We start from the raw sequence: 25,150 nt of genomic DNA on the forward strand, positions 1-25,150 counted from the left end.
ACTTGAAATCCCTGTCCCTCATCCTTGCCCTGTTGCTAACGCTGACGCTCGCCATCACCAGCCTGTTCGTCGGTGTCAGCAATGTCTCGCTCGCCACGCTCTTCGCACCGGATACGAGCGCGGACGCCCTGCGCGTGCTGCTCGTCAGCCGCATTCCGCGCACGCTGGCGCTGATACTCGCCGGAAGCTCGATGGCGATTGCCGGGCTCATCATGCAGATGCTGGTGCGCAACCGCTTCGTGGAGCCTTCGACGGCGGGCACCACCGAATCCGCCGGCCTCGGCCTGCTCACCGTCACCCTGCTGGCACCGGACACGCCGATCTTCGGCAAGATGCTGGTGGCCGCCGTTTTCGCGCTCGGCGGTACGGCTCTTTTCCTGCGTATCCTGAGGCAGGTGCCTTTGCGCGACGTGCTGCTGGTGCCGCTGATCGGCATCATGCTGGGCGGCGTCATTGCCGCCGTCACCACCTTCTTTGCCTATCGTTTCGATCTCCTGCAATCGCTGGGTGCATGGATGACAGGGGATTTTTCCGGCGTGCTGCGCGGCCGTTACGAACTGCTGTGGGTCGGCTTCCTTTTCGCCATCGCCGCCTATCTCGCCGCCGACCGTTTCACCGTGGCAGGCATGGGCCGCGATTTCACCACCAATCTCGGTCTGAACTACCGCCGCGTCATGGCGCTCGGCCTCACCATCGTGTCGCTGGTGAGCGCTGTCGTCGTCGTCACGGTCGGCATGATCCCCTTTTTAGGCCTGATCGTTCCGAATGTCGTCAGCCTGATGATCGGCGACAATATGCGCCGCTCCGTGCCCTGGGTGGCAACGCTCGGCGCGGGCTTCGTACTTTCCTGCGATATCATCGGCCGCACCGTGCGCGCACCTTACGAAATACCCATCGGAACCGTGGTCGGCGTCATCGGCAGCGCGCTCTTCCTCTATCTCCTGCTGCGGAAACGCCACCATGCGTGAGAGACATCCCGACCGGCGTGCAAAAACCGTTCTCATCGTGCTTGCGGCATTCGCACTCCTCTCCATGGCCGCCTTCATGACGCTCGGCGCAAAAGGGAGCTGGAGCTTCGTGTTGCCGTTTCGCGGCATCAAGCTTCTGTCGCTCTTGCTGGTGGCCTATGCCATCGCGGTCTCCACCGTGCTGTTCCAGACGGTGACCAACAACCGCATCCTCACTCCTTCGGTAATGGGTTTCGATTCGCTTTACGTGTTGATGCAGACCGGGCTGATCTTCGTTTTCGGCTCGGCAACGGTCGTCATGATCGATCCGCAACTGAAATTTCTCACTGAAACCAGCCTGCTCGTCGCTTTTTCCGCCCTGCTTTATCGCTGGCTTTTTGTCGGTGCGGAACGCAGCCTGCATCTGCTGGTGCTGGTCGGCATCGTTTTTGGCGTCTTCTTCCGCAGCCTCTCGGGTTTCATGCAGCGCGTGCTCGACCCCAATGAATATACCGTGCTGCAGGATGTGCTGTTTGCCAGCTTCAATTCCATCGATCCCACGCTTCTTGCCGTCTCCGCCGTCATCATCGGCGTGGTGACCATCATCGGGCTCAGGCTCACGCACACGCTCGACGTCCTCTCGCTCGGCCGCGCGACGGCCATCAGCCTCGGCGTCGAATATAAGCGCACGGTCACTATCATCCTCGTGCTGGTCTCCGTGCTGGTCGCCGTCTCCACAGCGCTGGTCGGCCCCGTCATGTTCTTCGGTCTGCTGGTCGCGGCCCTTGCCCATTATCTTACCGGCAACGGCAAACACGCCTATGTGCTGCCCGCGGCAATCCTCATCGCCGTAATCTGTCTGGTGGGCGGCCAGGTGGTGCTGGAGCGGGTTTTCGTCTTCGATACGGCGCTCTCGATCATCATCGAATTTCTCGGCGGTATCGTCTTTATCGGTCTAATTTTGAAACGGGGTGCGCGATGATCATCGCCAGTCAGATCAGCAAATCCTATGGCGACAGCCTCGTCGTCGATGGCGTCTCCGTCTCCATTCCGGCAGGCGGCGTCACCTCCATCATCGGGCCGAACGGGGCGGGAAAATCGACCCTGCTCTCCATCGTCGCAAGGCTGATGTCGATGGATGCCGGAACGGTGACGGTGGACGGTCTGGATGTGACCAAAACCCCATCCGATACGCTGGCGAAGCGGCTTTCTATCCTGCGGCAGGACAACCACATCTCCTCGCGCCTGACGGTGCGAGACCTCGTCGGTTTCGGCCGTTACCCCTATTCCAAAGGCCGCCCCACCATCGAGGACAAGGTCCATATCGACCGGGCGCTCGAATATCTCAATCTCGAAGCCCTTGCCGGCCGGTTTCTGGACGAGCTTTCCGGCGGCCAGCGCCAGCGCGCCTTCGTGGCCATGGTGCTGTGCCAGGACACGGATTACGTGCTGCTCGACGAGCCGCTCAACAACCTCGACATGAAACACGCCTCCAGCATGATGAAGATCATGCGCCGCGCCGCTGACGAGCTGAAGAAGACCGTGGTTCTGGTGCTGCACGACATCAACTTCGCCTCCTGGTATTCCGACACCATCATCGCCATGCGCGAAGGCCGCATCCGCCATCAGGGGCCGGCGAACGAGATCATCCGTCCGGACGTCCTCAAGGACATCTACGACATGCCGATCCGCGTCAATGAGATAGACGGCCGACGCATCTGCCTGTTTTACGAATGACACGATGATTGTGCAGGATTTTTGCTGTCCCAGCGCCTGGCATGGAACAGGGCCGCAGGCCCGGACGTTAAACGACGGACTTTTCCAAAGCGGCATTCCGTCCGCAACTTCAGGAGACATCGATGAAGACGCACAAGACGAAGAACGACCTGCCTTCCAACGCCAAGTCGACCGTGATCGGCATTCTCAATGAATCGCTCGCTTCCGTCATCGACCTTGCGCTCGTCACCAAGCAGGCGCACTGGAACCTCAAGGGCCCGCAATTCATCGCCGTCCATGAACTTCTCGACACGTTCCGCGCCCAACTCGACAATCACGGCGACACGATTGCCGAGCGTGTGGTCCAGCTTGGTGGCACGGCGCTCGGCAGCCTGCAATCGGTCTCCTCAACGACAAAGCTCAAGGCCTATCCGACCGATATCTACAAGATCCATGACCATCTGGACGCCCTGATCGAGCGTTATGGCGATGTGGCCAACATGATCCGCAAGGCGATCGACGATTCCGACGAGGCCGGTGATCCGACGACGGCCGACATCTTCACCGCCGCCTCGCGCGATCTCGACAAGTCGCTCTGGTTTCTCGAAGCGCATGTGCAGGAAAAAAGCTGAGCGGAAAACGGCTCTCGCCTGCCCAAACAGCAAAGCGCCCGAGATACCCGGGCGCTTTTTTTAACGGAATGGCGCAATCAATGCCGACGTAAGACCGCAAGCCCTATATCGCGCAACATTTCATGGTCGAGAATGCCGCGCTGGGCGCTTCGGATCAAAACCGCTGCGCACTCATTGGCGACATGGCTGCTGCGATCTTGAAGGCACTCGAAACATACGCCATCGAAAATATTCTGTAGATCGGTGATCTGCTCTGGCGACAATTGTGCGCCAACTCTTTCAAAAGCTGCGTACGACAAGGCTCATCCTCCCGATGATGATATGCCAAGTATCGTTCCCAATATCGTTTCGGATTTTCGTGGACAGGCAATTTGTACACCCGAACGAATCACTTGTCGAATCAGATTTTAACCAAATGTAAACAGGTTATTTTCTGGCCTTCCCGCCGGCCGCCACCCCCGTCATAGGGAGATAAAAACCAACTGAAACAACATCTTCAGCGGAAATTCCCTGCGCTTGCGCCCGTAATGGCCGCCAGATTTCGGATAAATCCGCACACAGGCGGATTTCCACCGAAACCGCAAAAGAAACTATTGCATTCCAAAAACGATTGAGCGATATAGCACCCGTCGCCACTTGGCGGCCCACGGTTCAGCGAACTACCCCGGACCGGTGGATTTGAGCGGGTGTAGCTCAGGGGTAGAGCACAACCTTGCCAAGGTTGGGGTCGAGGGTTCAAATCCCTTCGCCCGCTCCAGTTTCCCAAAAAAAGACGGATAAATCGTCACCACGTCCGATGTGAGATGCATCGTTTCTATGGGCTGTGATGCGCATCGCCATGCGCAATGCGCGAAGATTTCTCACACTAAGAAAACCGGGAAGAGCGTTCCCTCCCCGGCTCTCATTGTCAGGCAGCTTCGTCCCAGACAGGCGCAAGCCCGTCCGGCGAAACAATGCGGCCATCCGGTCCGGCGAGCGCATGGATCGCCGCCATTTCATCGGCAGAAAGTTCAAAGTCGAAGATGGCGAGATTTTCATCGACGCGGGCTTCGCTGACCGTTTTCGACAATGCGACGACACCCGGCTGCTGCACGAGCCAGCGCAGCACCACCTGCGCCACCGACTTGCCACGGCCTGCGGCGATTTCTTTCAGCACCGGATCGGTGAAGACCTTGCCATCGGCCATGCCGTAATACCCCGTCACCGACATACCGGCGGCCTTTGCCGCGGCGATAACCACATCCTGATCGATATAGGGGTGGTATTCGATCTGGTTGGTCACGATCGGGGCTCTGGACAGCTTCACCGCCTCGGCCATCAGTGCCGTGCTGAAATTGGAAACGCCGATATGGCGAACCTTGCCGGCCTGCCTCACCGCGTTCAGCGCGCCGATCTGTTCGGCAAGCGAAACCGCCTCATTCGGCCAATGCAGCAGCAGCAGGTCGACATAGTCGGTCTTCAGCTTTTTCAGGCTCTCATCCACGGAGGCGAGGAAGGCATCGTGCCTGTAATTCTCGACCCAGACCTTGGTGGTGAGAAACACCTCGCTGCGCGCCACGCCCGAAGCAGCAATGGCTTCGCCGACCTCGGCTTCGTTGCCGTAGATCTGGGCGGTATCGATATGGCGAAAGCCGGCCTTCAGCGCATGGGGAACGATGCGCAGCACATCGGCGCCGGGGATACGAAACGTGCCGAAGCCGAGCGCCGGGATCGAAACGCCATTCGCGGTGACATCAAACATATATTTTCTCCTTTGGGGTTATCCGGCCAGCTTGGGGTATGGCCGGGAATCTTGTGAAAGCTCAGGCGGTTTTCAGCGTCAGCGCGGCGCGGCGGTCGAGTGCGCTGCTCCAGAGGGTGAGCAGCAGGGCGACGGCGACGAGGATGGCGCCAACCCAGGGGGTTGCGGCAAGACCCATCGGCGATTCCACCACCAGACCGCCAAGCCATGCGCCAATGGCGATGCCGAAGTTGAACGCGGCGATGTTGAGCGCCGAGGCGACATCGACGGCACCGGGGCGATGCTCCTTGGCAAGTTGCACCACATAAAGCTGCAGGCCGGGAACATTCGCGAAGGACAGGAAACCAAGCGCCGCAAGCGTGATGAGCGCCAGCATCGGCGAGAAGGCGGTGAAGGAAAAGACGAGCAGCACGATGGCCTGCGCCAGGAAAAGACCGATCAGCGCCTTGGCCGGGTTATGGTTGGCGATCCTGCCGCCGCCGATATTGCCGGCTGCAATGGCGACGCCATAAAGCACGAGGATCAGGCTGACGCTCTTTTCCGAAAAGCCGGTCACATCCTGCAGGATCGGTGCAAGGAAGGTGAAGGCGACGAAGGTGCCGCCGTAGCCGAGCGCGGTCATGGCGAAAACGATGAGCAGCCGGCCGGAACCGAGAACACGAACCTGATCGAAGAGGCTCGCCGGCGGCGCCTTTTTGAGCGTGCTTGGCAGAAGCGCGGCAATGCCCAGGAAAGCAATGACGCCAAGGGCGGTGACGGCCCAGAAGGTGGCGCGCCAGCCGAAGACCTGCCCGATATAGGTGCCGAGCGGAACGCCGGTGACGATCGCGACCGTGAGCCCCATGAACATCATCGCAATGGCGGAAGCGCGACGGTTTTCCGGCACGAGATCGGCGGCGATGGTGGAACCGACCGAGAAAAAGACGCCATGGGCGAAAGCGGCGATGACGCGGGCGACAAGCAGCATCTCATAGCTCGGCGACAGGGCCGCAGCGCTGTTGCCTATGATGAACAGGGCCATCAGGCCCAGCAGCAGCGGCTTTCTTTCGATCCTGCCCGTCAGCGCCGTCAGGATCGGCGCACCGAAGGTGACCCCCAGCGCGTAGACGCTGACAATGAGGCCGGCGAGCGGCAGGGTGATGTGAAGATCGGTCGCGACCGTCGGCAGAAGACCGACAATCACGAACTCCGTGGTGCCGATCGCATAGGCCGCGATCGTCAGGGCAAATATGGCCAATGGCATGACGAATACCTCTTCGCCCGGAGCGAGATCGCGGGCGTTCTGGACAGCAACGCTGTCGGTTTGGATCATTTGGACAGCAACGCTGTCGGTTTGGATCATTTGGACAGCGATGCTGTGGTTTAGATCATTTGGACAGCGATGCTGTCCGGTTGGATCAAATCTATGGACGCAATATGGGCGAAGGGGACTTGCATGATAATCGGCAAGGTGGGACAAATACCTTTGAATTTATTTCAAAGGCGGTGCGGCGATGGATAACAGGGCCGGAGAAATGGAAGTCTTCGTGGCGGCGGCCGAACTCGGCAGCTTTTCCGCCGCCGGGCGCAGGCTGCAGCTTTCACCGTCCGCCGTCAGCAAGCTCGTCACCCGCATCGAAGACCGCCTCGGCACCCGGCTGCTCGCCCGCTCCACCCGGCTTGTCACGCTCACACCGGAAGGTGAAGTCTATCTGGCCCGGGCAAGGCGCATTCTCGCCGACATAGCCGAGACCGAGCAGATCGTGGCGAGCGGCGGCAAGGTGGTGCCGCGAGGCCTTTTGCGCGTTAACGCCACTCTGGGCTTCGGCGAACGTTATCTCCTGCCGCTGGCGCCGGAATTTTTGTCGCTTTATCCGGAAATCGAGCTGGATATCTCCCTGACCGACGGCGTCATCAGGCTGATCGAGGAACGCACCGATATCGCCATCCGCTCGGGCGCCATGGGAGATTCATCGCTGAAGGCGAGAAAGCTGAAGGAAGTCCGTCGCGTCATCGTCGCCTCCCCCGCCTATATCGAACGACACGGCATGCCGGAAAAACCGCAGGATCTGGCGCGGCACAATTGCTTCAGCTTCAATTTCAGCCGCAGCCTCAACGAATGGCCGTTTCGCAACCCCGGCTCTGCGCAAGTCTACCGCCTGCCTGTCAAGGGCAACGTCTCGGTCAACAGCGGCATGGCCATGCGAAGGCTCTGCCTGACGGGCCTGGGGCTGGGAAGGGTCGGCGAATTTCATATCGAGCCGGATATCGAGGCGGGCCTGCTCGTGCCGGTTCTGGAAGACTACAATGCAGAGGAGATGGAAGTGATCCACGCGGTTTATGCCGGTCATGAACACCTGGCCGCCCGCGTTCGCGCCTTCATCGATTTTGTCGCAGCAAGGGTCGGGCGGTGACTGGCCGCCTCAGACCAGGCCGTGCACCAATTTGGCAAGCCAATCGACAAAAACGCGCACCTTGTTGGTTACATGCCGGGTCTGCGGGTAAACCACATAGATCGGCATCGCCTCCCGTCGCCATTCGGAAAGCACCGGCACCAGTTCTCCCCGCGAAAGCGCATCCTTTACCATGAAGACGGGAAGCTGCACGATACCCATGCCGGCCAGCGCGGCATTGAGATAGGTACGGCTGTCATTGACTGAAACGACATAATTCGGGGTCAGCTCGACGCTGCGCACACCGTTATCGAAGGAGGCCGGCATGATCTGACCGGTGGTGGCATTGAGGTAGCCCACCGAATAATGTTCCTTCTCCAGATCCTCCGGCTCTTGCGGCATGCCGAAATTTTCGATGTAGGACGGCGAGGCGAATGTCTCGAACCGGAGTTCGCCCACTTTACGGGCAATCAGCGACTGATCGCGAAGCACGCCGACGCGCAGCGCACAGTCGACATTCTCCGCTATATAATCGACCAGACGGTCACCGACACCGAGGTCGAGGCGGATTTGCGGATAACGCTGGTAAAATTCGCAAAGATGTGGGATAACCACCAAGTCCGCGAAGACACCGGCCATTTCCACCCGCAACCGGCCGGAGGGCTGCACCTGCGCGCTGGACATGCTGCCGTCAAGTTCTTCGATTTCCGATAAAATCTGTGAGGCCCGCTCATAATAGAGAGCGCCGTCCGTTGTCAGCATCACCCGGCGCGTGGTGCGGTTGAGAAGTGTGGTGTGCAAATGCGCCTCCAGCGCCTGCACCATGTTGGTGACGGTGGTCTTCGGCATATTCAGCGCTGTCGCGGCGCGGCTGAAATTGCCGGTTTCCACGACCCGCGTAAAAACCCGCATGGCGGAGAGCTGATCCATGATGAGATTATCCGTCTTTATGGAATAGTGTTTTCATTTTAGAGCACTTGATCGTTTTTCTCCGAACAATAATATGAATTTCAGATTTTGCAAATATGGTGCGCCTCTCATGGTGGTGCACGGGACCGGATCAGATGAACGCGCACTGGGAAAACATCAAAAGCTGCGGGGGCCTCGCATCCCAGCTTTCCGTGCGCCGATATGAGGGTGCAAAGCTTTGCAGCCAGCCGCCCGTGGTGCTTTACCTGCGCGGCGGATCGTTTCTGCAACCCGGTCTTGAGCCGGGCGGTAATTGCCCCGAGCTTCCGGTGGCCCGCGCGCTTGCGGAAAGCGGCGCGGTGGTCGTGGAAGCCGACTATAGCAAGCCGTCCGGCAACGAGTTTCCGATGGTTATCGACTGCGCCTATGAGGCGCTCGATCATCTGAGCCGGGATCGTAAACATTATGGCGGCGCGAAATCGCTGCTGTTCGTGGCCGGCGAAGAGGCTGGCGGCAATGTGGCGGCGGGGCTTGCCTTGAAGGCCCGTGACCGCATGCCGGGCAAACTCGCAGGCCAGATTCTTCTGTCGCCTATGATCGACCCGATGATGACGACGGAATCCTTCCGCAACGCGGACAGGATCGGCATGCGCCAGCGCTGGGCCGATGGCTGGAGCCATTACCTTGCCAAGGCGTGCGGGTTTTTCCACCCCTATGCCGCGCCCTGCCAGTGCACGCGGCTGAACCGGGTGGCGCCGGCGCTGATCTTTACCGCCGAGGATGACCCTCTGCGCGACGAAACGGTCAATTATGGAGACCGCCTCATCGCCTCGGGTGTCAGCGTCCGGAGCCATGTTTTCCCCGCCGGCATCGGCTGGACGGGGCTTTATCAAGGAGAGGGCGGCGGATGGGTCTCATCCGTCTGTTCGGAGTTCAAGACTTTCGTTGACCAGTTAAAACACTGAAAATTCGCATTTATTTATGAACGACCTGCTCCCGATCGGGGGCCAAGGAGATACCCATGACGCTGAACACAAAGCGCCGGGCCCTGACGGGCGCCGGTATCGGGCTTGCCATGTCCGTTGCAGCCGCAGCACTGTTTTTCGACCTCCCCACCAGCCGTGACGCGACGGCCGCTTCCACGCCGGCTGAAACACCGGCAATCCCGGTCACCGTCGCCAAGGTGGAAAGCCGCGACGTGATGCGCTGGGAAGAATTTTCCGGCCGTCTCGAAGCCGTCGACCGGGTGCAGATCCGCTCCCGCGTCGCCGGCCAGATCAAGGCCGTGCATTTCCGCGAAGGTGCGCTCGTCAAGGAAGGCGACCCGCTCTTCACCATCGACCCGGCCCCCTATCAGGCCGCTGTTGCCGGTGCTGAAGGACAGGTCGCTTCCGCCGAAGCCAAGGTAAGCCTTGCAAAAACGGAACTGGAGCGTGGCCGCCGGCTTTCCGACAACCGCACCATTTCCCAGAGCGATCTCGACCAGCGGCAAAGCTCGTTTGCGGATGCCGAAGCCCAGCTTCGCGCTGCCCGCGCAGCACTCACCACGGCTGAGCTCGATCTCGGTTACACCGAAATCCGCGCTCCGGTTTCCGGCCGGGTCGGCAGGATCGAAATCACCGCCGGCAACCTCGTCGCTGCCGGCTCTACGTCGCCGGCGCTCACGACGCTGGTATCGGTCAACCCGATCTATGCCAGCTTCAACGCCAGCGAAGGCGTTGTAGCCAGGGCGCTTGCCGAACTGCCGAAAACCGATGACGCCCTGCCCGCCCTCGAACAGATCCCGGTGGAAATCGGCACGCTTTCGGATGAGGGTACGCCGATCAAGGGTACGCTGCACCTGATCGACAACCAGGTGGATTCGGCAAGCGGCACCATCGGTGTCCGCGCCGTCTTTGAAAATCCGGACGGCAGGCTGATCCCCGGCCAGTTCGTGCGGGTACGCATGGGTGAACCGAAGCCAGAAAACCGCATCGTCATCAGCGACCGGGCCATCGGCACGGATCAGGACAAGCGGTTCGTCTTCGTGGTGGACGCCGAAAACAAGGTGAGCTACCGCCAGATCAAGCCGGGCGCACCGGCCGACGGCCAGCGCATCATCGAAAGCGGCCTTGCCGCCGGCGATACGATCGTCGTCAACGGTCTGCAACGCATTCGCCCCGGCGCGACCATCGCACCGCAGACGGAAGACAAGGTTGCTGCTTCGCAGTAACCCGCCCCTTTGATCAGCAGGCGTCCCGCGCTGTCGCGAGACGCCCCCTTTAGACAGAACCGGCCTTCACCGGCGGCAGGATTGCCGCCGGAACGGCCTTCGCATTCCCAAAGACCCGGAGAGGGACTGGATATGAATATTTCCAGATTTTTTGTCGACCGGCCGGTATTCGCCGGCGTGTTGTCGATCCTGATTGTGGTGGCAGGCCTTCTCGGCATGCGCGCCCTGCCGATTTCGGAATATCCCGAAGTCGTTCCGCCATCTGTCGTCGTGCGCGCCACCTATCCCGGTGCGAACCCTACCGTTATCGCTGAAACCGTCGCGACACCGCTGGAAGAACAGATCAACGGCGTCGAGGACATGCTCTATATGGGCAGCCAGGCGACATCGGATGGCGTGCTGACGCTGACCGTGACCTTCAAGCTCGGCACCGACCCCGACAAGGCGCAACAGCTGGTACAGAACCGCGTGTCGCAGGCCGAACCGCGGCTGCCGGCGGAAGTGCGCGCACTCGGCATCACCACCGTCAAAAGTTCGCCGGACTTCATCATGGTCGTCAACCTCGTCTCGAAAACCGACGACTACGACATCACCTATCTGCGCAACTATGCGACGCTGAACGTCAAGGATCGCCTCGCCCGCATCGAAGGTGTCGGCCAGGTGCAGGTCTTCGGCGCAGGCGACTATTCCATGCGCGTATGGCTCGACCCGCAGAAGGTTGCCGAGCATGATCTGGCTGCAAGCGATGTTTCCGACGCCATCCGCCAGCAGAACGTGCAGGCCGCAGCCGGCGTCATCGGCGCTTCCCCAAGCCCGAATGGTGTCGACCTGCAGCTCAACGTCAATGCCCAAGGCCGTCTGACGACGCCGGAAGAATTCGGCAACATCATCGTCAAGAGCGGTGCGAACGGTGAAATCACCCGCCTGCGCGATGTCGCCCGCATCGAGCTTGGCGCTGCCGACTATACGCTGCGCTCGCTGCTCGACGGCGAGCCCGCCGTGGCTGTCGCCGTGCTCCAGGCCCCCGGCTCCAACGCCATCGAGATCGCCGACAATGTCCGCGCGACCATGGACAATCTGCAACTGGCAATGCCTGACGGTGTGAAATACGAGATCGTCTACGATACGACGAAATTCGTGCGCTCCTCCATCGAGAAAGTTGTCGATACACTCCTCGAGGCCGTTGGCCTCGTGGTGCTTGTGGTCATCCTCTTCCTCCAGACCTGGCGCGCCTCGATCATTCCGCTGATCGCCGTTCCGGTCTCGATCATCGGCACCTTCGCCGTCATGTATGCCTTCGGCTTCTCCATCAACGCCTTGACGCTGTTCGGCCTTGTGCTTGCCATCGGCATCGTGGTGGATGACGCCATCGTGGTCGTCGAAAACGTCGAGCGAAATATCGAAAACGGGCTCTCGCCGCGGGACGCCACCTATAAAGCCATGCGTGAAGTCTCCGGCCCTATCATCGCCATTGCGCTGGTTCTGGTCGCCGTCTTCGTGCCGCTCGCCTTCATCTCCGGCCTGTCCGGCCAGTTCTACCGGCAGTTCGCACTGACCATCGCCATCTCCACCGTCATTTCGGCCATCAATTCGCTGACGCTGTCACCCGCGCTTGCGGCCCTGCTGCTCAAGGAACATGGTGCGCCGAAAGACTGGCTCACCCGTTTCATGGACAAAATCTTCGGCTGGTTCTTCCGCGGCTTCAACCGCGCCTTCGGTGCCGCCTCCAACGGCTATGGCAAGACCGTCGGCGGGCTGGTGACGCGAAAGAGCCTTGTCATGATCGTCTACATGGCGCTGGTGGCCGCCACCTACGGCATGTTCACGACAGTGCCGAGCGGCTTCGTGCCGGCGCAGGACAAGCAGTATCTGATCGGTTTCGCCCAGCTTCCCGATGGTGCAACGCTCGACCGCACCGAAAGTGTGATCAAGCGGATGAGCGCGATCGCCATGGAAACGCCCGGTGTCAGCCACGCCATCGCCTTCCCCGGCCTGTCGATCAACGGCTTCACCATCGGCTCCAATTCCGGCATCGTCTTTGCGGTTCTCGATGATTTCGAAAAGCGCAAGACACCGGAACTCTCCGGCGGTGCCATCGCCATGCAGCTGAACCAGAAGTTCGCCGGCATTCAGGATGCCTTCATCGCCATGTTCCCGCCGCCGCCCGTCAACGGTCTCGGCCAGACAGGCGGCTTCAAGCTGCAGATCGAAGACCGCGCCGGTTACGGTTACCAGACGCTGGATGAAGCCGCGAAGGCCGTGATCGCCAAGGCATATCAGACCCCGGAGCTGGCAGGCATCTTCTCCAGCTACCAGATCAACGTGCCGCAGCTCTTCGCCGATCTCGACCGCGCCAAGGCGGAACAGCTGGGCGTCTCCGTCAGCGACGTCTTTCAGACGCTGCAGATCTATCTCGGCTCGCTGTATGTGAACGACTTCAACGCCTTCGGACGCACATACAGCGTGCGGGTGCAGGCAGATTCGCAGTTCCGCGCCCATGCCGAAGACATCGGCCGTCTGAAGGTTCGCTCGGCGACCGGCCAGATGATCCCGCTGTCGACGCTGCTGAAGGTGGATGCGACGACGGGACCGGAGCGCACCAACCGTTATAACGGCTTCCTTGCGGCCGATATCAACGGCGGCCCGGCGCCGGGCTTCTCCTCGGGACAGGCGCAGGCGGCTATGGAGAAAATCCTTGCCGAGAACCTGCCCGCCGGCATCGATTACGAATGGACCGACCTGACCTACCAGCAAATCCTGGCAGGCAACTCCAGCATCGTGGTCTTTCCCTTGGCGCTGCTGCTCGTTTATCTCGTGCTCGCCGCGCAATATGAAAGCCTCACCTTGCCGATTGCGATCATCCTGATCGTCCCGCTCGGTGTGCTTGCGGCCCTCACGGGCGTCTGGCTGACGGGAGGGGACAACAACATCTTTACGCAGATCGGCCTTGTCGTCCTTGTCGGTCTCTCGGCGAAAAACGCGATCCTGATCGTGGAATTCGCCCGGGAACTGGAATTCGAGGGACGAACGCCGCTTCAGGCGGCCATCGAGGCAAGCCGGCTTCGCCTGCGCCCGATCCTGATGACCTCGCTCGCCTTCATCATGGGCGTGGTGCCGCTGGTCGTCTCGACAGGTGCCGGTGCGGAAATGCGTGCGGCCATGGGCGTCGCCGTCTTCTCCGGCATGATCGGCGTGACGTTCTTCGGCATCTTCATGACCCCTGTTTTCTACGTGCTGGTGCGCAAGCTCGCGGGCAACCGTCCGCTCATCCAGCACAGCCGAGAAGAACCGGCCAATTCGGACTACAAGCTCGAAAAGGCCGGCTAAGATCACACTCCCATCCACCGCAACCTTCGACGCAAGCCCGCCGCGCATCCCAAGATGCGCGGCGTTTTTCATGGTTGGGACGCTCATGCGACATCGCTGAAATAGAATCTGTTTCAAATAGTTAAGTAGAGATCACACTCATATTGCGCTGCATTAAAACTGACAAAAGGCAATATATCCGCAAGGGTAAACCAGCGCCGAAAGAAACAATGCTATTTTATGCTTTATATTTTGTGGTAATTTTCGAAATCAGGGTGATTCGGACTAAATGATTTAGTTCAGGGGCGACATGATGGAGCAGGATTACGAGAGCTGGGCAACCACCGTTGCCTATTCGATTGTGATGCATGAGGGGCTTGATCTCGCCCTTTCCGCGCAAAATCTCGACAGGGGCAAAACCCGGAACAACCGGGAGCGGCTGATGGAAGCCATCCGCACCTCGCTGCTCGAAGCCCGTTCGAGAAGCGGCCAGTTGACGACGGCGTGAAGGACTGCCAGTCGCGCCGGATAGGGTAGCGGCTCAGGCCGGAAACAGGTCGGTCCGGATCGCCGCTTTCAGCGGCAGATGGTCCGAGGCGATGCGCGCCAGCGCGCTGTCATGCGCCTCCACCTGCTCGATCAACCCTTCGCGATTGGCAATGATCCGGTCGAGCGCCAGCACCGGCAGGTTGGACGGAAAGCTCGGGACAGCCGGCGGCAAAGCACCAAAAGCATCCCGGAACGTATTGAGCGACGAACCATTACCGAGGCGCCATTCGTTCAGGTCTCCCATGAGAACGGTCGCGCATTCATTGCGCGCTTCGAGAAGGCTGATCAGTGCTTTTGCCTGCTGGGCGCGGGAATGTCTGAGAAGCCCGAAATGGGCGGCGATGACCCTCAGCGTGCCGCCGCTTTTCAGGTCCAGTTCCACGACGAGCGCACCGCGCGGCTCCAGCCCCGGCAATTTCAGCGTATGCACATCCCTGACCGCGCCTTCCTTGAACAGCACGACATTGCCGTGCCAGCCATGGGCCTTCACGCCGGCCTGCACGGGCACGGGAATGAGGCCGCTTTCCCGCTCCAGCCGGGCGAGATCGAGCAGGCCCGTGCGCTCGCCGAAACGGCTGTCCGCTTCCTGAAGGGCGATGATGTCAGCGCCGATTTCCTGAATGACGCGGCTCGTGCGGTCGGGATCGAACTTGCGGTCGCGGCCGACGCATTTATGCACATTGTAGGAGGCTATGACGGGAAAGGAATGATCTTTGGTCGCTGGCGCCGCATTCTGGCGCTGGCGGCGGTCGCGCAGCGACTGCATGACGAAGGCGGACAGGCTGGTGTTTTTCGTCAAGGCCGCTTTTTCATCATCCAGCAAACCGTTCTTTTTCACGCGTTTATGCCTCCGGTCTCGCGCAGCGCCCTGCCGGACGCACCGCACACTAAAGATAAGGCGAAGCGAGCCACAGGACACGCTCCACAAAACGGACAACGAATGGCCGCGCATTCAGTTCGCTGAGCCGCACGGGCAAGGCGGTTGCCCGTGCATCCCGGATGCGCTCGCCGATTGTCGCGGCGAATTCCTCATCCATAACTTCGAGATCGATCTCAAAGTTCAATCGCAGCGAACGCGGATCGAGATTGGAAGAGCCAATGTAGCTCCAGCGCCCGTCAATCACCAGAAGCTTGGAGTGATTGAAAGTCCCCGTCGCCCGCCAGATGCGGCAATAGTTCCTCAGCATCTGGTCGAACTGCGCCGTCATCGCCCTGTCCACAAGCACCAGATTGTTGCTTTTCGGCACGATGATATCCACCACCACTCCCCGCCTTGCTGCGGTTATGAGCGCTGAAATAAGCTCCCTATCGGGGAGAAAATAGGGCGACATGATGAGAATGGAGGAGCGGGCGACGGAAAACGCGCCCATCAGCATCTTGTGACTGGTCTCGATGCTTTTGTCTGGCCCCGAGGAGCAGACGCGGGCGACGATTTGCGAACCCGGCACGCCGTCGGGAATGGCGATATCCCAGACTGGCGCATCCAGAAGCTCCCTTGTCGTGAACCGCCAGTCCTCCGCCGCGATGGAGAAAAAATCCGATACAACCGGCCCGGTGATCTTGAAATGCGTGTCTTGCGACCGGTTTTCGCCGCCGAATTCCTCTGTGAACCCCTCACGGATATTCATGCCGCCGCTGAACGCGATGCGACCGTCCACCACAAGAATCTTGCGGTGGGTACGCAGATTGGCATAGGGCAGCCGCAACCCCATGATGACATTGCCGTTGAAGACATCGCAGACGATGCCCTTTTCCCTGAGCGTCGGCAGGATGCTCGGCACGGAATAACGCGCACCCACCGCGTCCACCAGCACGCGCACCTCCACGCCACGGACCTTCGCCCTTTCGAGCGCGGCGACAAAACGCGCGCCGATCCGGTCATTGTCGAAAATATAGGTTTCGATAATGATCGACCGCTTCGCTTCCCCAATGGCCTCCAGCATGGCGGCATAGGCGGCATCCCCCGTGACCAGCGGCTCTATGCCGTTACCGGTCGTCAGCGCATGGCGGGTTACCCGGTCACCCAGCGTCTTCATCGCCTCGAAACGGCGTCCGAAGCGCGCGGCTATCGTCTCGCCGCTGGCGTCCAGACGCGCCACGCGATCCATGATCTCGTCCTGCATGAAGGACCGTTGTTGCGTGATGTTGGACCGGCGAATGCGGTTAATGCCGGCAATGGCATAAATGACCGCGCCGACGATGGGCGACAGCACGATAACCCCGACCCAACCGAGCGCGGAGCGGACCTCCTCCTTCGTCATCGTGGCATGCACAGCGGCCACGGTTCCCATCAAAATCGAGAGAACGGCAAGGATATGCGGCCAATAGGCAATGACGAGATCGAGCATGGTACAACTATAGAGTACTTCGGCAATCTCGCAATGACAGGCAGGTAGTGCTGGCAGAGACAAGAACCTGACAGCGCCATGCTTTTGCGGGACAGACCCTTGCGGGATTAACGGTGGAAACCGGCCTTGCGATATGTCATGAGAGCGCATCTTGATCTTTGGGCAGTGGCAAGGCGGGGTGCACTTGCGGGCTTTCTGCCTCGTTTGAAAGCAAGAAGGCCGTGATGCAGGAAAATACACAGGGCGCCGTCATCGTCATTTCCAGCCATGTCATGCGTGGCTCCGTCGGCAATCGTGCCGCTGTCTTTGCGCTGGAGACACTCGGTTATCCGGTTTGGGCGGTGCCCACCATCGTCATGCCCTGGCATCCCGGCCACGGCCCTTCCACCCGGATGCGCTTTCAGGACGACGATTTCGACAAGGCGATGACCGACCTCGAAAACGCCAAATGGATCGGCGAGGTCAAGGCTGTCCTGACCGGTTATTTCGGCAGCGCTGCGCAGGTGCGCTCCGTCGCAAGGCTAATCCGCAATCTGAAGGAAAAGAACCCGTCGCTGATTTATGCCTGTGACCCGGTCATGGGCGATCTTGGCGGGCTTTACATTCCGCTTGAAACAGCGGAAGCCATCCGCGATCACCTCATCCCGCTTGCCACCGTCGCCACGCCAAACCGTTATGAACTGGCCTGGATGAGCGGCGCGGAACTTGAGACCAACAATGCCATCATGGATGCCGCGCTCGCACTCGGCCCCCCGAAAATGCTGGTCACCTCAGCCGTCCCGATGATGACGGGCGGCACCGGCAATCTTTATCTCAGCGGCCGCCACGCACTGCTTGCCGAACATCGCGCCATCGAGAATGCGCCGAACGGCCTCGGCGACCTGATGTCGGCGCTATTCCTCGCCCGTCTGCTGGAAGGCGTGGATGACGAAAAGGCGCTGCAGCTCGCAACCGCCAGCGTCTTCGAAATTCTGGCCCGCACCAAAAAACGCGACATGAACGAACTGACGCTGGAAACGGATTCTTCAAGCCTCTCCACACCCATGGCCATGGTGCAGATGCGTCATCTCTTGCATCCTTCGCGCAGCAAGCGCAAATAGCGGCTAGAGCATTTCCAGGCTGGACCTCGGTTTTCCGTCAGGAAATGCGGCAAAAAAGGAGTTGGAGCAATATCGCGGTTCGAAGAACAGCAAGAATGCTCCAAAGGATTGGTCTTCAACGCACCGAGTTCTTCTCTTGATCTCGGTCCAACCACAACGGTAATGCGATAGATGAAAGATTTTCCGGAAAACCTTCTCAACGGCTACAAGAGCTTCATGAGCGGCCGCTACGCCGATGAGCGCGAAAGATACCGCGTTCTGGCAGATACCGGACAGAAACCGCAGACCCTGTTCATTGCCTGTTGTGACTCCCGCTCCGCGCCGGAAACCATTTTCGACTGCGGACCGGGAGAGCTTTTTGTCGTCCGCAACGTCGCCAACATGGTGCCGCCTTTCGAGCCCGACGGCCAGTACCACGCCACCTCGGCGGCCATCGAATACGCCGTTCAGGTTCTGAAGGTGAAGGATATCGTCGTCATGGGTCACGGCCGCTGCGGCGGCATTCAGGCGGCGCTCGATCCCAATCTCGAGCCGCTGTCTCCCGGCGACTTCATCGGCAAGTGGATGAACATGGTCAAGTCCGCCGCCTCGCAAATCCAGAGCAACGACGTCATGACCGCTTCCGAGCGGCAGACCGCGCTGGAACGGGTCTCGATCCGTAATTCCATCGCAAACCTGCGCGGTTTCCCCTTCGTCAAGGCGCAGGAAACCGCCGGCAAGGTGAAACTGCACGGCGCATGGTTCGATATTTCAACCGGCGAATTGTGGGTGATGGACGGCAAAACGGGCGATTTCCGTCGTCCAGACCTGTGATAAACAGGTTTTAGGTTAAAGGAGCGACGAGGTCGTATCAGCCACAAGTACCAACGGCTACCAACCTCTCCGTCGGCCACCAAACTCTCCTTCGGCTACCAACCTCTCCTTCGTCATCCTCGGGCTTGACCCGAGGATCCATTGCGCGTCAGGTTGTGGATCCTCGGGTCAAGCCCGAGGATGACGTCGATCATGCGGGGAACCTCTGTCAGACACGCCGTGGCTGGATGCCGGATCAAGTCCGGCATGACGGAAGTGAAACTTTGGCTCTTAGAAAACGGCCTTATTGGCCGTCGATCGCCTTGCCGATAAACGCAATCGCCTGCTGGTAGACGCTGGCGGCGTTCCAGCCCTGGATGGCCGCGTAATTGGCCTGTCCCTGCTGATAACCGGCGCCGCGCTGCCAGCCATGGCCGACGAGGAAGTTCGCGGTGGAAGCCAGCGCGTCGGCGCGCGAGCCGACGAGATCGATCCGGCCGTCGCGGTCGAAATCGACGCCGTAACGCACGACGTTCAGCGGCAGGAATTGCGTCTGGCCGATTTCACCATGGGCAGCACCCTTGGCATTGACGTTCAGCGAACCGCTGCCGACGAGCTTGAGGGCCGCATAAAGCTGCTCGGTGAAATAATCCGAACGACGGCAATCGAAGGACAGCGTCGCCACGGCGGAAAGCGTATGCTGGTTGCCAAGGAAGCCGCCAAAGCCGGTTTCCATGCCCCAGATGGCGAGCAGCGGACCGGCTGGCACGCCATAGGCGCGCTCGATGGACGCAAAGAGAGAAGCATTATTCTTCTTCATCGTCTTCCCGCGCGAGATGATCGTCTGACCGCCGCGCTTCTGCATGAACTGTTCGAAGGACAGCTTGAAGCTGTGCTGGCCGCGGTCAGCGCGGATCGTCGCCTGGTTGTAGGAGACGCCGGAGAAAGCACGGTCGAGCACCGAGGCGCTGACGCCGCGGCCCGTCGCTTCCTGCTTGAAGGCTCTGACCCAGGCATCGAAGCCCGCCGAAGTGTTGCCGCATTGCGCAGCCATCACCGGCGCCGCTGCCAGAACCGAAACCATGGCCGCACCAGCCAGAATTACCTTCATTGCCCGCATCAAAATCTGCCTTCGATATACTTTGGGGAGTTTTTCCCGAGAACCAAACCGTCAATACTGTATGATTCAGGTGCCAAAACCATCTTTTGGCGGCCTAAATTGCCTTTCGGCAGCAAGGCCTGCAAATAAACTGGCCGTGATCGTCGCCAATTATGAAACCCGCCTGCCCCACACAGAACAGACGGGTTATACTTAACGAACCTTAAAAAATCGTATCAGGCTGCCGCCTTGCGGGGCTTGATGAAACCACGATTGATCAGGAGTTCGGCGATCTGCACAGCGTTGAGAGCCGCACCCTTGCGCAGATTGTCGGAAACGACCCACAGGTTGAGGCCGTTTTCGACCGTCGCATCTTCGCGGATGCGCGAGATATAGGTCGCGTCCTCACCGGCGGATTCAACCGGGGTGATGTAGCCGCCGTTTTCGTGCTTGTCGATGACGAGGCAACCCGGCGCTTCGCGCAGGATGTCCCGCGCCTGATCGGCAGTGATCTCGTTTTCGAACTCGATATTGACCGATTCCGAATGGCCGATGAAGACCGGAACACGCACGGCCGTGCAGGTTACCTTAATCTTCGGATCGAGCATCTTCTTGGTTTCGGCCAGAACCTTCCATTCTTCCTTGGTGTAGCCGTCTTCCATGAAGACGTCGATATGCGGAATGACGTTAAAGGCGATGCGCTTGGTGAACTTCTTGGCTTCCACCGGATCTGCCACGAAGACAGCGCGGGTCTGCTGGAACAGTTCGTCCATGCCTTCTTTGCCGGCGCCGGAAACGGACTGGTAGGTGGAGACGACGACGCGCTTGATCTTGGCAAAGTCATGCAGCGGCTTCAGCGCAACGACGAGCTGTGCAGTGGAGCAATTCGGGTTGGCGATGATGTTCTTCTTGGTGAAGCCCGCAACCGCATCGGCATTGACTTCCGGAACGATCAGCGGAACGTCCTGATCGTAGCGCCATGCGGACGAGTTGTCGATGACGACGCAGCCCTGCTGGCCGATCTTCGGCGACCACTTCTTGGAAACATCGCCGCCGGCAGACATCAGGCAGATATCCGTGTCGGAAAAATCGTAGTTCTCGAGGTTCGAGACCTTCAGTGTGCGGTCGCCATAAGAGACTTCCGTGCCCTGCGAACGGGCGGAAGCGAGCGGCACGACTTCATCGGCGGGGAAACCGCGTTCGGCCAGGATATTGAGCATTTCGCGACCGACGTTGCCGGTGGCGCCTGCAATTGCAACTTTGAAACCCATGATCAAGCTCTCTTTCTGTCTCTCCTCTTTTTGGTGAGGTGGGAACCCGCATCAGATCGCGGCTTCCTCGTTCCCCAGCCAAACCGGGGAGAGAGCGGTGGCCAGAGACGTTAGACGGTTTTAATCGTCGTTTTGGCCGTAATTCGGGTAGAACGAGAAAGGCGCGGATCATCGCCGGCCAATTGTGCCGGTCCTTCCATGACGAACATGTCTGCAACATGCATGCGCAAGGTGATGCTCCTTCTTCGCGAGAAGCTATTAGAAGGTTTCTCGGTTGTGTCAAGAAAAAAGGCGCTTGCGCAAACAAGCTGTAATCAGCCCCGCGACATTTTCGGGACGCTTTATATTAGACTAAAGTCATAATCCGAAAGCATCGCTCTTACTGGGGTTAATTTTCTGTCACTCTCATGGTCCGCGCATTGCAGCCGAAAGGTTGAGTCCAGAGGAGAGAGCTGGGCTCCGCAATGCGTCGATTGGGACATCTGTGGAGGACAGACAATGGCAAATGTTGCAGCCGTGAGCGGCGCCGCCCGTCCAATGACGGGCGAAGAGAAGAAGGTGATTTTCGCCTCTTCTCTCGGAACAGTCTTCGAATGGTATGATTTTTATCTCTACGGCTCGCTCGCGATCTATATCGGCGCGAACTTCTTCAGCCAATATCCGGAAACGACGCGCAACATCTTCGCGCTGCTGGCCTTTGCCGCCGGCTTCCTCGTGCGGCCTTTCGGCGCGCTGGTCTTTGGCCGCCTCGGTGATATCGTCGGGCGCAAATATACCTTTCTCATCACAATCCTCATCATGGGCGTTTCGACCTTCCTCGTTGGCGTCCTGCCCGGCGCATCGCAGATCGGCATCGCCGCTCCGATCATTCTGATCGCGCTGCGCATGCTTCAGGGTCTGGCGCTCGGCGGTGAATATGGCGGTGCGGCAACTTACGTCGCCGAACACGCGCCGAACGGCCGCAGGGGCTATTACACCTCGTGGATCCAGACCACGGCGACGCTCGGCCTGTTCCTGTCGCTGGTGGTCATTCTCGGCGTGCAGTTCGCGCTCGGCAAGGAAGCCTTCGCCGCCTGGGGCTGGCGCATTCCCTTCCTCGTTTCCGTTCTGCTGCTTGGTGTCTCAGTCTGGATTCGTCTGAAAATGAATGAATCGCCCGCTTTCAAGAAGATGAAGGAAGAGGGCAAGACCTCCAAGGCGCCGCTGAGCGAAGCCTTCGGCCAATGGAAGAACGCCAAGATCGCGATCATCGCACTTATAGGCGCCGTCATCGGTCAGGCCGTCGTCTGGTATACGGGCCAGTTTTACGCCCTGTTCTTCCTGCAGAGCATTCTGAAGGTGGACGGCCAGTCGGCCAATATCATGGTTGCCGTCGCACTCGTCCTCGGCACCAGCTTCTTCGTGATCTTCGGCTGGCTTTCCGACAAGGTTGGCCGCAAACCAATCATCATGGCCGGCCTCATCCTCGCCATGCTGACCTACTTCCCGCTGTTCAAGGCGCTCACCTGGGCGGGCAACCCGGCGCTCGCCGAGGCTCAGTCCACCGTACGCGCCACCGTGACTGCGGCGCCGGGCGACTGCAAGTTCCAGTTCAACCCGACGGGCACTGCGAAATTCACCACATCCTGCGATATCGCCACCTCGTTCCTGACGCGCAATTCCGTGCCCTATGACGTGGTTGCGGGGGCCGCCGGCGAACCGGCAAGCGTGAAGATCGGCAACGCCACCATCGCCAGCTACGATGCGATTGCGGCTGGCGCGGATGCTTCCGCGAAGGACAAGGCCTTCCAGAAGCAAGTCAATATCGCAATGCATGACAGCGGTTATCCGCTGGTACGCGGTGCAGCACAGGTGCCGGATGCGAAACTGGACGCCTTCATCGCCGCAAACCCGGAACTCGGCCTCAATGCCGATGCAGTCCGCGCCACCGACAAGAAGATGGTGGCGACCGACAAGCTGGTGGCTGACAAGCTGCTGACGCCTGCCGAGACCGGCGGTGCGGCGGAAATGGCCGTCTACACCATTGCCGGCGGCGGCGCGTTCTCGATGGTAGCCGACCCGGCCGCCGTGAATTGGGTCGTCATTATCGCAGTGCTGACCGTCCTCGTCATCTACGTGACGATGGTCTACGGCCCGATTGCGGCCCTGCTGGTCGAACTGTTCCCGACCCGCATCCGCTACTCCGGCATGTCGCTGCCCTATCACATCGGCAACGGCTGGTTCGGCGGCCTTCTTCCGGCCACCGCCTTTGCGATGAGCGCGGCGAAGGGCGATATCTATTATGGTCTCTGGTACCCGATCATCTTTGCAGGCATCACGCTGGTCGTCGGCCTGCTGTTCCTGCCGGAAACCAAGGATCGCGATATCCACGCCATGGATTGAGCGAAAAGCACCCGAAACAGTCACCCGGCGCCTCGGCGCCGGGTTTTTTATTGCCGCCGTACCGCGACCGCCCCAAATGGCCTTTTCCCTGATGTCAATCCGCCGCAGGTAGAAAAACAGCAAGAACAAGACAAAAATACTCGAAATGGTCTATGACGGCTTATCAGGACGGGAATGGGAGAGCAGTTTTGAGAATCGGGACACCTAAGGAACTCTATGAAGGCGAAGCGCGTGTCGCCATGACGCCGGACAGCGCGCAGGCTTTGCAAAAACTCGGATATGATTGCGTGATCGAGGCTGGCGCTGGCAAGGCGGCCGGTTTTTCCGACGACGCCTATCGCGCGGCAGGCGTGACGGTGGTCGAAAGCGCTGAGGCGCTCTACACCGGTTCCGACATCATCGCCAAGGTTCGCCCGCCGGAAACGTCAGAGATTGATCGGCTGTCTTCCGACAAGACGCTGATCTCGTTTTTCTACCCCGCCCAGAACAAGGATCTTTTGGAGCAGGCCAAGGAAAAGGGCGCAAACGTCATCGCCATGGACATGGTGCCGCGCATTTCCCGCGCCCAGAAAATGGACGCCCTGTCTTCCATGGCCAATATCGCCGGTTATCGCGCCGTGATCGAGGCCGGCAATAATTTTGGCCGTTTCTTCACCGGCCAGGTCACCGCCGCCGGCAAGGTGCCGCCCGCCAAGGTTCTGGTCATCGGTGCCGGCGTCGCCGGTCTTGCCGCGATCGGCACGGCCACATCGCTTGGCGCGATCACCTATGCCTTCGACGTTCGCCCTGAGGTGGCCGAACAGATCGAATCCATGGGCGCTGAGTTCGTCTATCTCGATTTCGCCGATCAGCAGCAGGACGGCGCCGCCACCGGCGGTTATGCCGCCCCCTCCTCGCCGGAATTCCGCGAGAAGCAGCTGGAGAAGTTCCGCGAACTCGCGTCGCAGATCGATATCGTCATCACCACCGCGCTGATCCCTGGCCGCGACGCCCCGAAGCTGTGGCTTGCCGACATGGTGGCGATGATGAAGCCGGGTTCGGTCATCATCGACCTCGCCGCAGAACGCGGCGGCAATTGCGACCTCACGGTCCCCGACCAGCGTGTGGTTTCCGACAATGGCGTCATCGTCATCGGCTACACCGATTTTCCGAGCCGCATGGCGGCGCAGGCCTCGACGCTCTATTCCACCAACATCCGCCACATGATGACCGATCTGACGCCCGCAAAAGACGGCAAGCCGGTTCACAATATGGAAGACGATGTCATCCGCGGCGCGACCGTCACCTATCAGGGCGAGATCACTTTCCCGCCGCCGCCGCCGAAAATCCAGGCCATTGCCGCGCAGAAGCCGAAGGAACGCGCCAAAGAGCTGACGCCTGAGGAAAAACACGCGAAAGAACGGGCCGAGTTCAAGGCACAGACCAAAAGCCAGGTCGGGCTGCTGGTTGTCGGCACCGCGCTTCTGCTTCTCGTCGGTCTTTTTGCACCGGCAAGTTTCATGAGCCACTTCATCGTCTTCGTGCTCGCCTGCTTCATCGGTTTCCAGGTCATCTGGAATGTCAGCCACTCGCTGCACACGCCGCTGATGGCGGTGACAAACGCGATTTCCGGGATCGTCATCATCGGTGCACTGCTGCAGATCGGTTCCGGCAACTGGCTGGTGGTGATCCTTGCCTCGCTTTCCGTCCTGATCGCGACGATCAACATCGTCGGCGGTTTCCTCGTGACACGGCGCATGCTCGCCATGTTCCAGAAGTCCTGAGCGTGCGGGGA

General features: G+C 59.9%; 21 protein-coding genes and 1 tRNA gene. 14 read left to right on the forward strand and 8 right to left on the reverse strand.

The window, feature by feature from the left end; all coding sequences use genetic code 11:
- Positions 1–2: 2 nt before the first annotated feature.
- The 4 genes from O9X91_RS06485 to dps all read left to right on the forward strand — a co-directional run bounded on the left by O9X91_RS06485 (position 3) and on the right by dps (position 3,295).
- Positions 3–968, forward strand: coding sequence for an ABC transporter permease (locus O9X91_RS06485; protein WP_142913605.1), 966 nt, complete (start codon positions 3–5; stop codon positions 966–968).
- Entirely contained in the window at positions 961–1,929 is a 969-nt protein-coding gene (locus tag O9X91_RS06490) for an iron chelate uptake ABC transporter family permease subunit (protein ID WP_142913604.1), read from the forward strand. Before O9X91_RS06485 ends, O9X91_RS06490 begins: the two co-directional genes overlap by 8 nt.
- Positions 1,926–2,684: an iron ABC transporter ATP-binding protein gene (locus O9X91_RS06495; RefSeq protein WP_137410886.1), complete on the forward strand. Its 759-nt coding sequence runs from the start codon at positions 1,926–1,928 to the stop codon at positions 2,682–2,684. Before O9X91_RS06490 ends, O9X91_RS06495 begins: the two co-directional genes overlap by 4 nt.
- Positions 2,685–2,806: 122 nt before the next feature.
- Positions 2,807–3,295 (forward strand): DNA starvation/stationary phase protection protein Dps, encoded by a 489-nt coding sequence (gene dps / locus O9X91_RS06500; RefSeq protein WP_137410887.1) that lies wholly within the window; start codon positions 2,807–2,809, stop codon positions 3,293–3,295.
- A 77-nt stretch (positions 3,296–3,372) separates the two neighbouring features.
- On the opposite strand, the gene O9X91_RS06505 is transcribed toward dps, so the two are convergent.
- Positions 3,373–3,594, reverse strand: a complete 222-nt coding sequence (locus O9X91_RS06505; protein ID WP_004443464.1) for a hypothetical protein — start codon at positions 3,592–3,594, stop codon at positions 3,373–3,375.
- Positions 3,595–3,977: 383 nt separating this feature from the next.
- Between O9X91_RS06505 and O9X91_RS06510 the strand changes: the two genes are divergently transcribed.
- Positions 3,978–4,052: transfer RNA gene (locus O9X91_RS06510), tRNA-Gly, on the forward strand.
- Between the two features lie 150 nt (positions 4,053–4,202).
- Here O9X91_RS06510 and O9X91_RS06515 read toward each other — a convergent pair.
- Both O9X91_RS06515 and O9X91_RS06520 read right to left on the reverse strand, forming a co-directional pair.
- A complete protein-coding gene (locus O9X91_RS06515) occupies positions 4,203–5,036 on the reverse strand; it encodes an aldo/keto reductase (protein ID WP_077981380.1) in 834 nt (277 codons plus the stop codon).
- A gap of 61 nt (positions 5,037–5,097) precedes the next feature.
- Positions 5,098–6,279, reverse strand: coding sequence for an MFS transporter (locus tag O9X91_RS06520; RefSeq protein ID WP_142913673.1), 1,182 nt, complete (start codon positions 6,277–6,279; stop codon positions 5,098–5,100).
- Between the two features lie 250 nt (positions 6,280–6,529).
- On the opposite strand from O9X91_RS06520, the gene O9X91_RS06525 reads away from it, so the two are divergent.
- Positions 6,530–7,429: a LysR family transcriptional regulator gene (locus O9X91_RS06525; RefSeq protein ID WP_077981378.1), complete on the forward strand. Its 900-nt coding sequence runs from the start codon at positions 6,530–6,532 to the stop codon at positions 7,427–7,429.
- 9 nt (positions 7,430–7,438) lie between these two features.
- On the opposite strand, the gene O9X91_RS06530 is transcribed toward O9X91_RS06525, so the two are convergent.
- Positions 7,439–8,338, reverse strand: a complete 900-nt coding sequence (locus O9X91_RS06530; protein WP_003522616.1) for a LysR family transcriptional regulator — start codon at positions 8,336–8,338, stop codon at positions 7,439–7,441.
- Positions 8,339–8,472: 134 nt separating this feature from the next.
- On the opposite strand from O9X91_RS06530, the gene O9X91_RS06535 reads away from it, so the two are divergent.
- The 4 genes from O9X91_RS06535 (at position 8,473) to O9X91_RS06550 (ending at position 14,343) form a co-directional block, all read left to right on the forward strand.
- The gene (locus tag O9X91_RS06535) at positions 8,473–9,282 is read left to right on the forward strand and encodes an alpha/beta hydrolase fold domain-containing protein (protein WP_077981598.1); all 810 of its coding nucleotides are present in this window, start codon (positions 8,473–8,475) and stop codon (positions 9,280–9,282) included.
- A 56-nt stretch (positions 9,283–9,338) separates the two neighbouring features.
- Complete coding sequence (locus tag O9X91_RS06540; RefSeq protein ID WP_142913603.1) at positions 9,339–10,529, forward strand: efflux RND transporter periplasmic adaptor subunit; 1,191 nt, start codon at positions 9,339–9,341, stop codon at positions 10,527–10,529.
- A gap of 132 nt (positions 10,530–10,661) precedes the next feature.
- Positions 10,662–13,856: an efflux RND transporter permease subunit gene (locus tag O9X91_RS06545; RefSeq protein WP_142913602.1), complete on the forward strand. Its 3,195-nt coding sequence runs from the start codon at positions 10,662–10,664 to the stop codon at positions 13,854–13,856.
- A gap of 289 nt (positions 13,857–14,145) precedes the next feature.
- On the forward strand, positions 14,146–14,343 hold the full coding sequence (locus O9X91_RS06550) for a hypothetical protein (protein WP_162520556.1): 198 nt from the start codon (positions 14,146–14,148) through the stop codon (positions 14,341–14,343).
- Between the two features lie 33 nt (positions 14,344–14,376).
- On the opposite strand, the gene O9X91_RS06555 is transcribed toward O9X91_RS06550, so the two are convergent.
- Together O9X91_RS06555 and O9X91_RS06560 are read right to left on the reverse strand one after the other, a co-directional pair.
- Positions 14,377–15,222: an endonuclease/exonuclease/phosphatase family protein gene (locus O9X91_RS06555; protein WP_077981596.1), complete on the reverse strand. Its 846-nt coding sequence runs from the start codon at positions 15,220–15,222 to the stop codon at positions 14,377–14,379.
- Between the two features lie 49 nt (positions 15,223–15,271).
- A complete protein-coding gene (locus O9X91_RS06560) occupies positions 15,272–16,732 on the reverse strand; it encodes a phospholipase D-like domain-containing protein (RefSeq protein WP_142913672.1) in 1,461 nt (486 codons plus the stop codon).
- Positions 16,733–16,956: 224 nt separating this feature from the next.
- On the opposite strand from O9X91_RS06560, the gene pdxY reads away from it, so the two are divergent.
- A complete protein-coding gene (pdxY, locus tag O9X91_RS06565; RefSeq protein WP_077981374.1) occupies positions 16,957–17,832 on the forward strand; it encodes a pyridoxal kinase PdxY in 876 nt (291 codons plus the stop codon).
- 171 nt (positions 17,833–18,003) lie between these two features.
- Positions 18,004–18,645 (forward strand): carbonic anhydrase, encoded by a 642-nt coding sequence (locus tag O9X91_RS06570; protein ID WP_077981373.1) that lies wholly within the window; start codon positions 18,004–18,006, stop codon positions 18,643–18,645.
- Positions 18,646–18,928: 283 nt separating this feature from the next.
- Here O9X91_RS06570 and O9X91_RS06575 read toward each other — a convergent pair whose 3' ends face one another.
- Positions 18,929–19,744: a lytic murein transglycosylase gene (locus O9X91_RS06575; protein WP_077981372.1), complete on the reverse strand. Its 816-nt coding sequence runs from the start codon at positions 19,742–19,744 to the stop codon at positions 18,929–18,931.
- A 215-nt stretch (positions 19,745–19,959) separates the two neighbouring features.
- Positions 19,960–20,994, reverse strand: coding sequence for an aspartate-semialdehyde dehydrogenase (locus tag O9X91_RS06580; RefSeq protein ID WP_142913601.1), 1,035 nt, complete (start codon positions 20,992–20,994; stop codon positions 19,960–19,962).
- A 498-nt stretch (positions 20,995–21,492) separates the two neighbouring features.
- Between O9X91_RS06580 and O9X91_RS06585 the strand changes: the two genes are divergently transcribed.
- Together O9X91_RS06585 and O9X91_RS06590 are read left to right on the forward strand one after the other, a co-directional pair.
- A complete protein-coding gene (locus O9X91_RS06585; RefSeq protein WP_269824513.1) occupies positions 21,493–23,376 on the forward strand; it encodes an MFS transporter in 1,884 nt (627 codons plus the stop codon).
- Between the two features lie 188 nt (positions 23,377–23,564).
- Complete coding sequence (locus tag O9X91_RS06590; protein WP_269833962.1) at positions 23,565–25,139, forward strand: Re/Si-specific NAD(P)(+) transhydrogenase subunit alpha; 1,575 nt, start codon at positions 23,565–23,567, stop codon at positions 25,137–25,139.
- Positions 25,140–25,150: the final 11 nt, after the last annotated feature.

Origin of the sequence: Agrobacterium salinitolerans (assembly GCF_027498475.1) — a bacterium.
GTDB lineage: Bacteria > Pseudomonadota > Alphaproteobacteria > Rhizobiales > Rhizobiaceae > Agrobacterium > Agrobacterium salinitolerans.

What these genes read in the sequence shown, in the direction of transcription:
- O9X91_RS06560 (WP_142913672.1), bottom strand. Translation starts at nt 16,732, where the DNA reads ATGCTCGATCTCGTCATTGCCTATTGGCCGCATATCCTTGCCGTTCTC.
- O9X91_RS06525 (WP_077981378.1), top strand. Translation starts at nt 6,530, where the DNA reads ATGGATAACAGGGCCGGAGAAATGGAAGTCTTCGTGGCGGCGGCCGAA.
- O9X91_RS06580 (WP_142913601.1), bottom strand. Translation starts at nt 20,994, where the DNA reads ATGGGTTTCAAAGTTGCAATTGCAGGCGCCACCGGCAACGTCGGTCGC.
- O9X91_RS06520 (WP_142913673.1), bottom strand. Translation starts at nt 6,279, where the DNA reads ATGCCATTGGCCATATTTGCCCTGACGATCGCGGCCTATGCGATCGGC.
- O9X91_RS06530 (WP_003522616.1), bottom strand. Translation starts at nt 8,338, where the DNA reads ATGGATCAGCTCTCCGCCATGCGGGTTTTTACGCGGGTCGTGGAAACC.
- O9X91_RS06550 (WP_162520556.1), top strand. Translation starts at nt 14,146, where the DNA reads ATGATGGAGCAGGATTACGAGAGCTGGGCAACCACCGTTGCCTATTCG.
- O9X91_RS06495 (WP_137410886.1), top strand. Translation starts at nt 1,926, where the DNA reads ATGATCATCGCCAGTCAGATCAGCAAATCCTATGGCGACAGCCTCGTC.
- O9X91_RS06570 (WP_077981373.1), top strand. Translation starts at nt 18,004, where the DNA reads ATGAAAGATTTTCCGGAAAACCTTCTCAACGGCTACAAGAGCTTCATG.
- O9X91_RS06540 (WP_142913603.1), top strand. Translation starts at nt 9,339, where the DNA reads ATGACGCTGAACACAAAGCGCCGGGCCCTGACGGGCGCCGGTATCGGG.
- O9X91_RS06535 (WP_077981598.1), top strand. Translation starts at nt 8,473, where the DNA reads ATGAACGCGCACTGGGAAAACATCAAAAGCTGCGGGGGCCTCGCATCC.
- O9X91_RS06575 (WP_077981372.1), bottom strand. Translation starts at nt 19,744, where the DNA reads ATGCGGGCAATGAAGGTAATTCTGGCTGGTGCGGCCATGGTTTCGGTT.
- pdxY (WP_077981374.1), top strand. Translation starts at nt 16,957, where the DNA reads ATGCAGGAAAATACACAGGGCGCCGTCATCGTCATTTCCAGCCATGTC.
- O9X91_RS06545 (WP_142913602.1), top strand. Translation starts at nt 10,662, where the DNA reads ATGAATATTTCCAGATTTTTTGTCGACCGGCCGGTATTCGCCGGCGTG.
- O9X91_RS06490 (WP_142913604.1), top strand. Translation starts at nt 961, where the DNA reads ATGCGTGAGAGACATCCCGACCGGCGTGCAAAAACCGTTCTCATCGTG.
- O9X91_RS06515 (WP_077981380.1), bottom strand. Translation starts at nt 5,036, where the DNA reads ATGTTTGATGTCACCGCGAATGGCGTTTCGATCCCGGCGCTCGGCTTC.
- O9X91_RS06585 (WP_269824513.1), top strand. Translation starts at nt 21,493, where the DNA reads ATGGCAAATGTTGCAGCCGTGAGCGGCGCCGCCCGTCCAATGACGGGC.
- dps (WP_137410887.1), top strand. Translation starts at nt 2,807, where the DNA reads ATGAAGACGCACAAGACGAAGAACGACCTGCCTTCCAACGCCAAGTCG.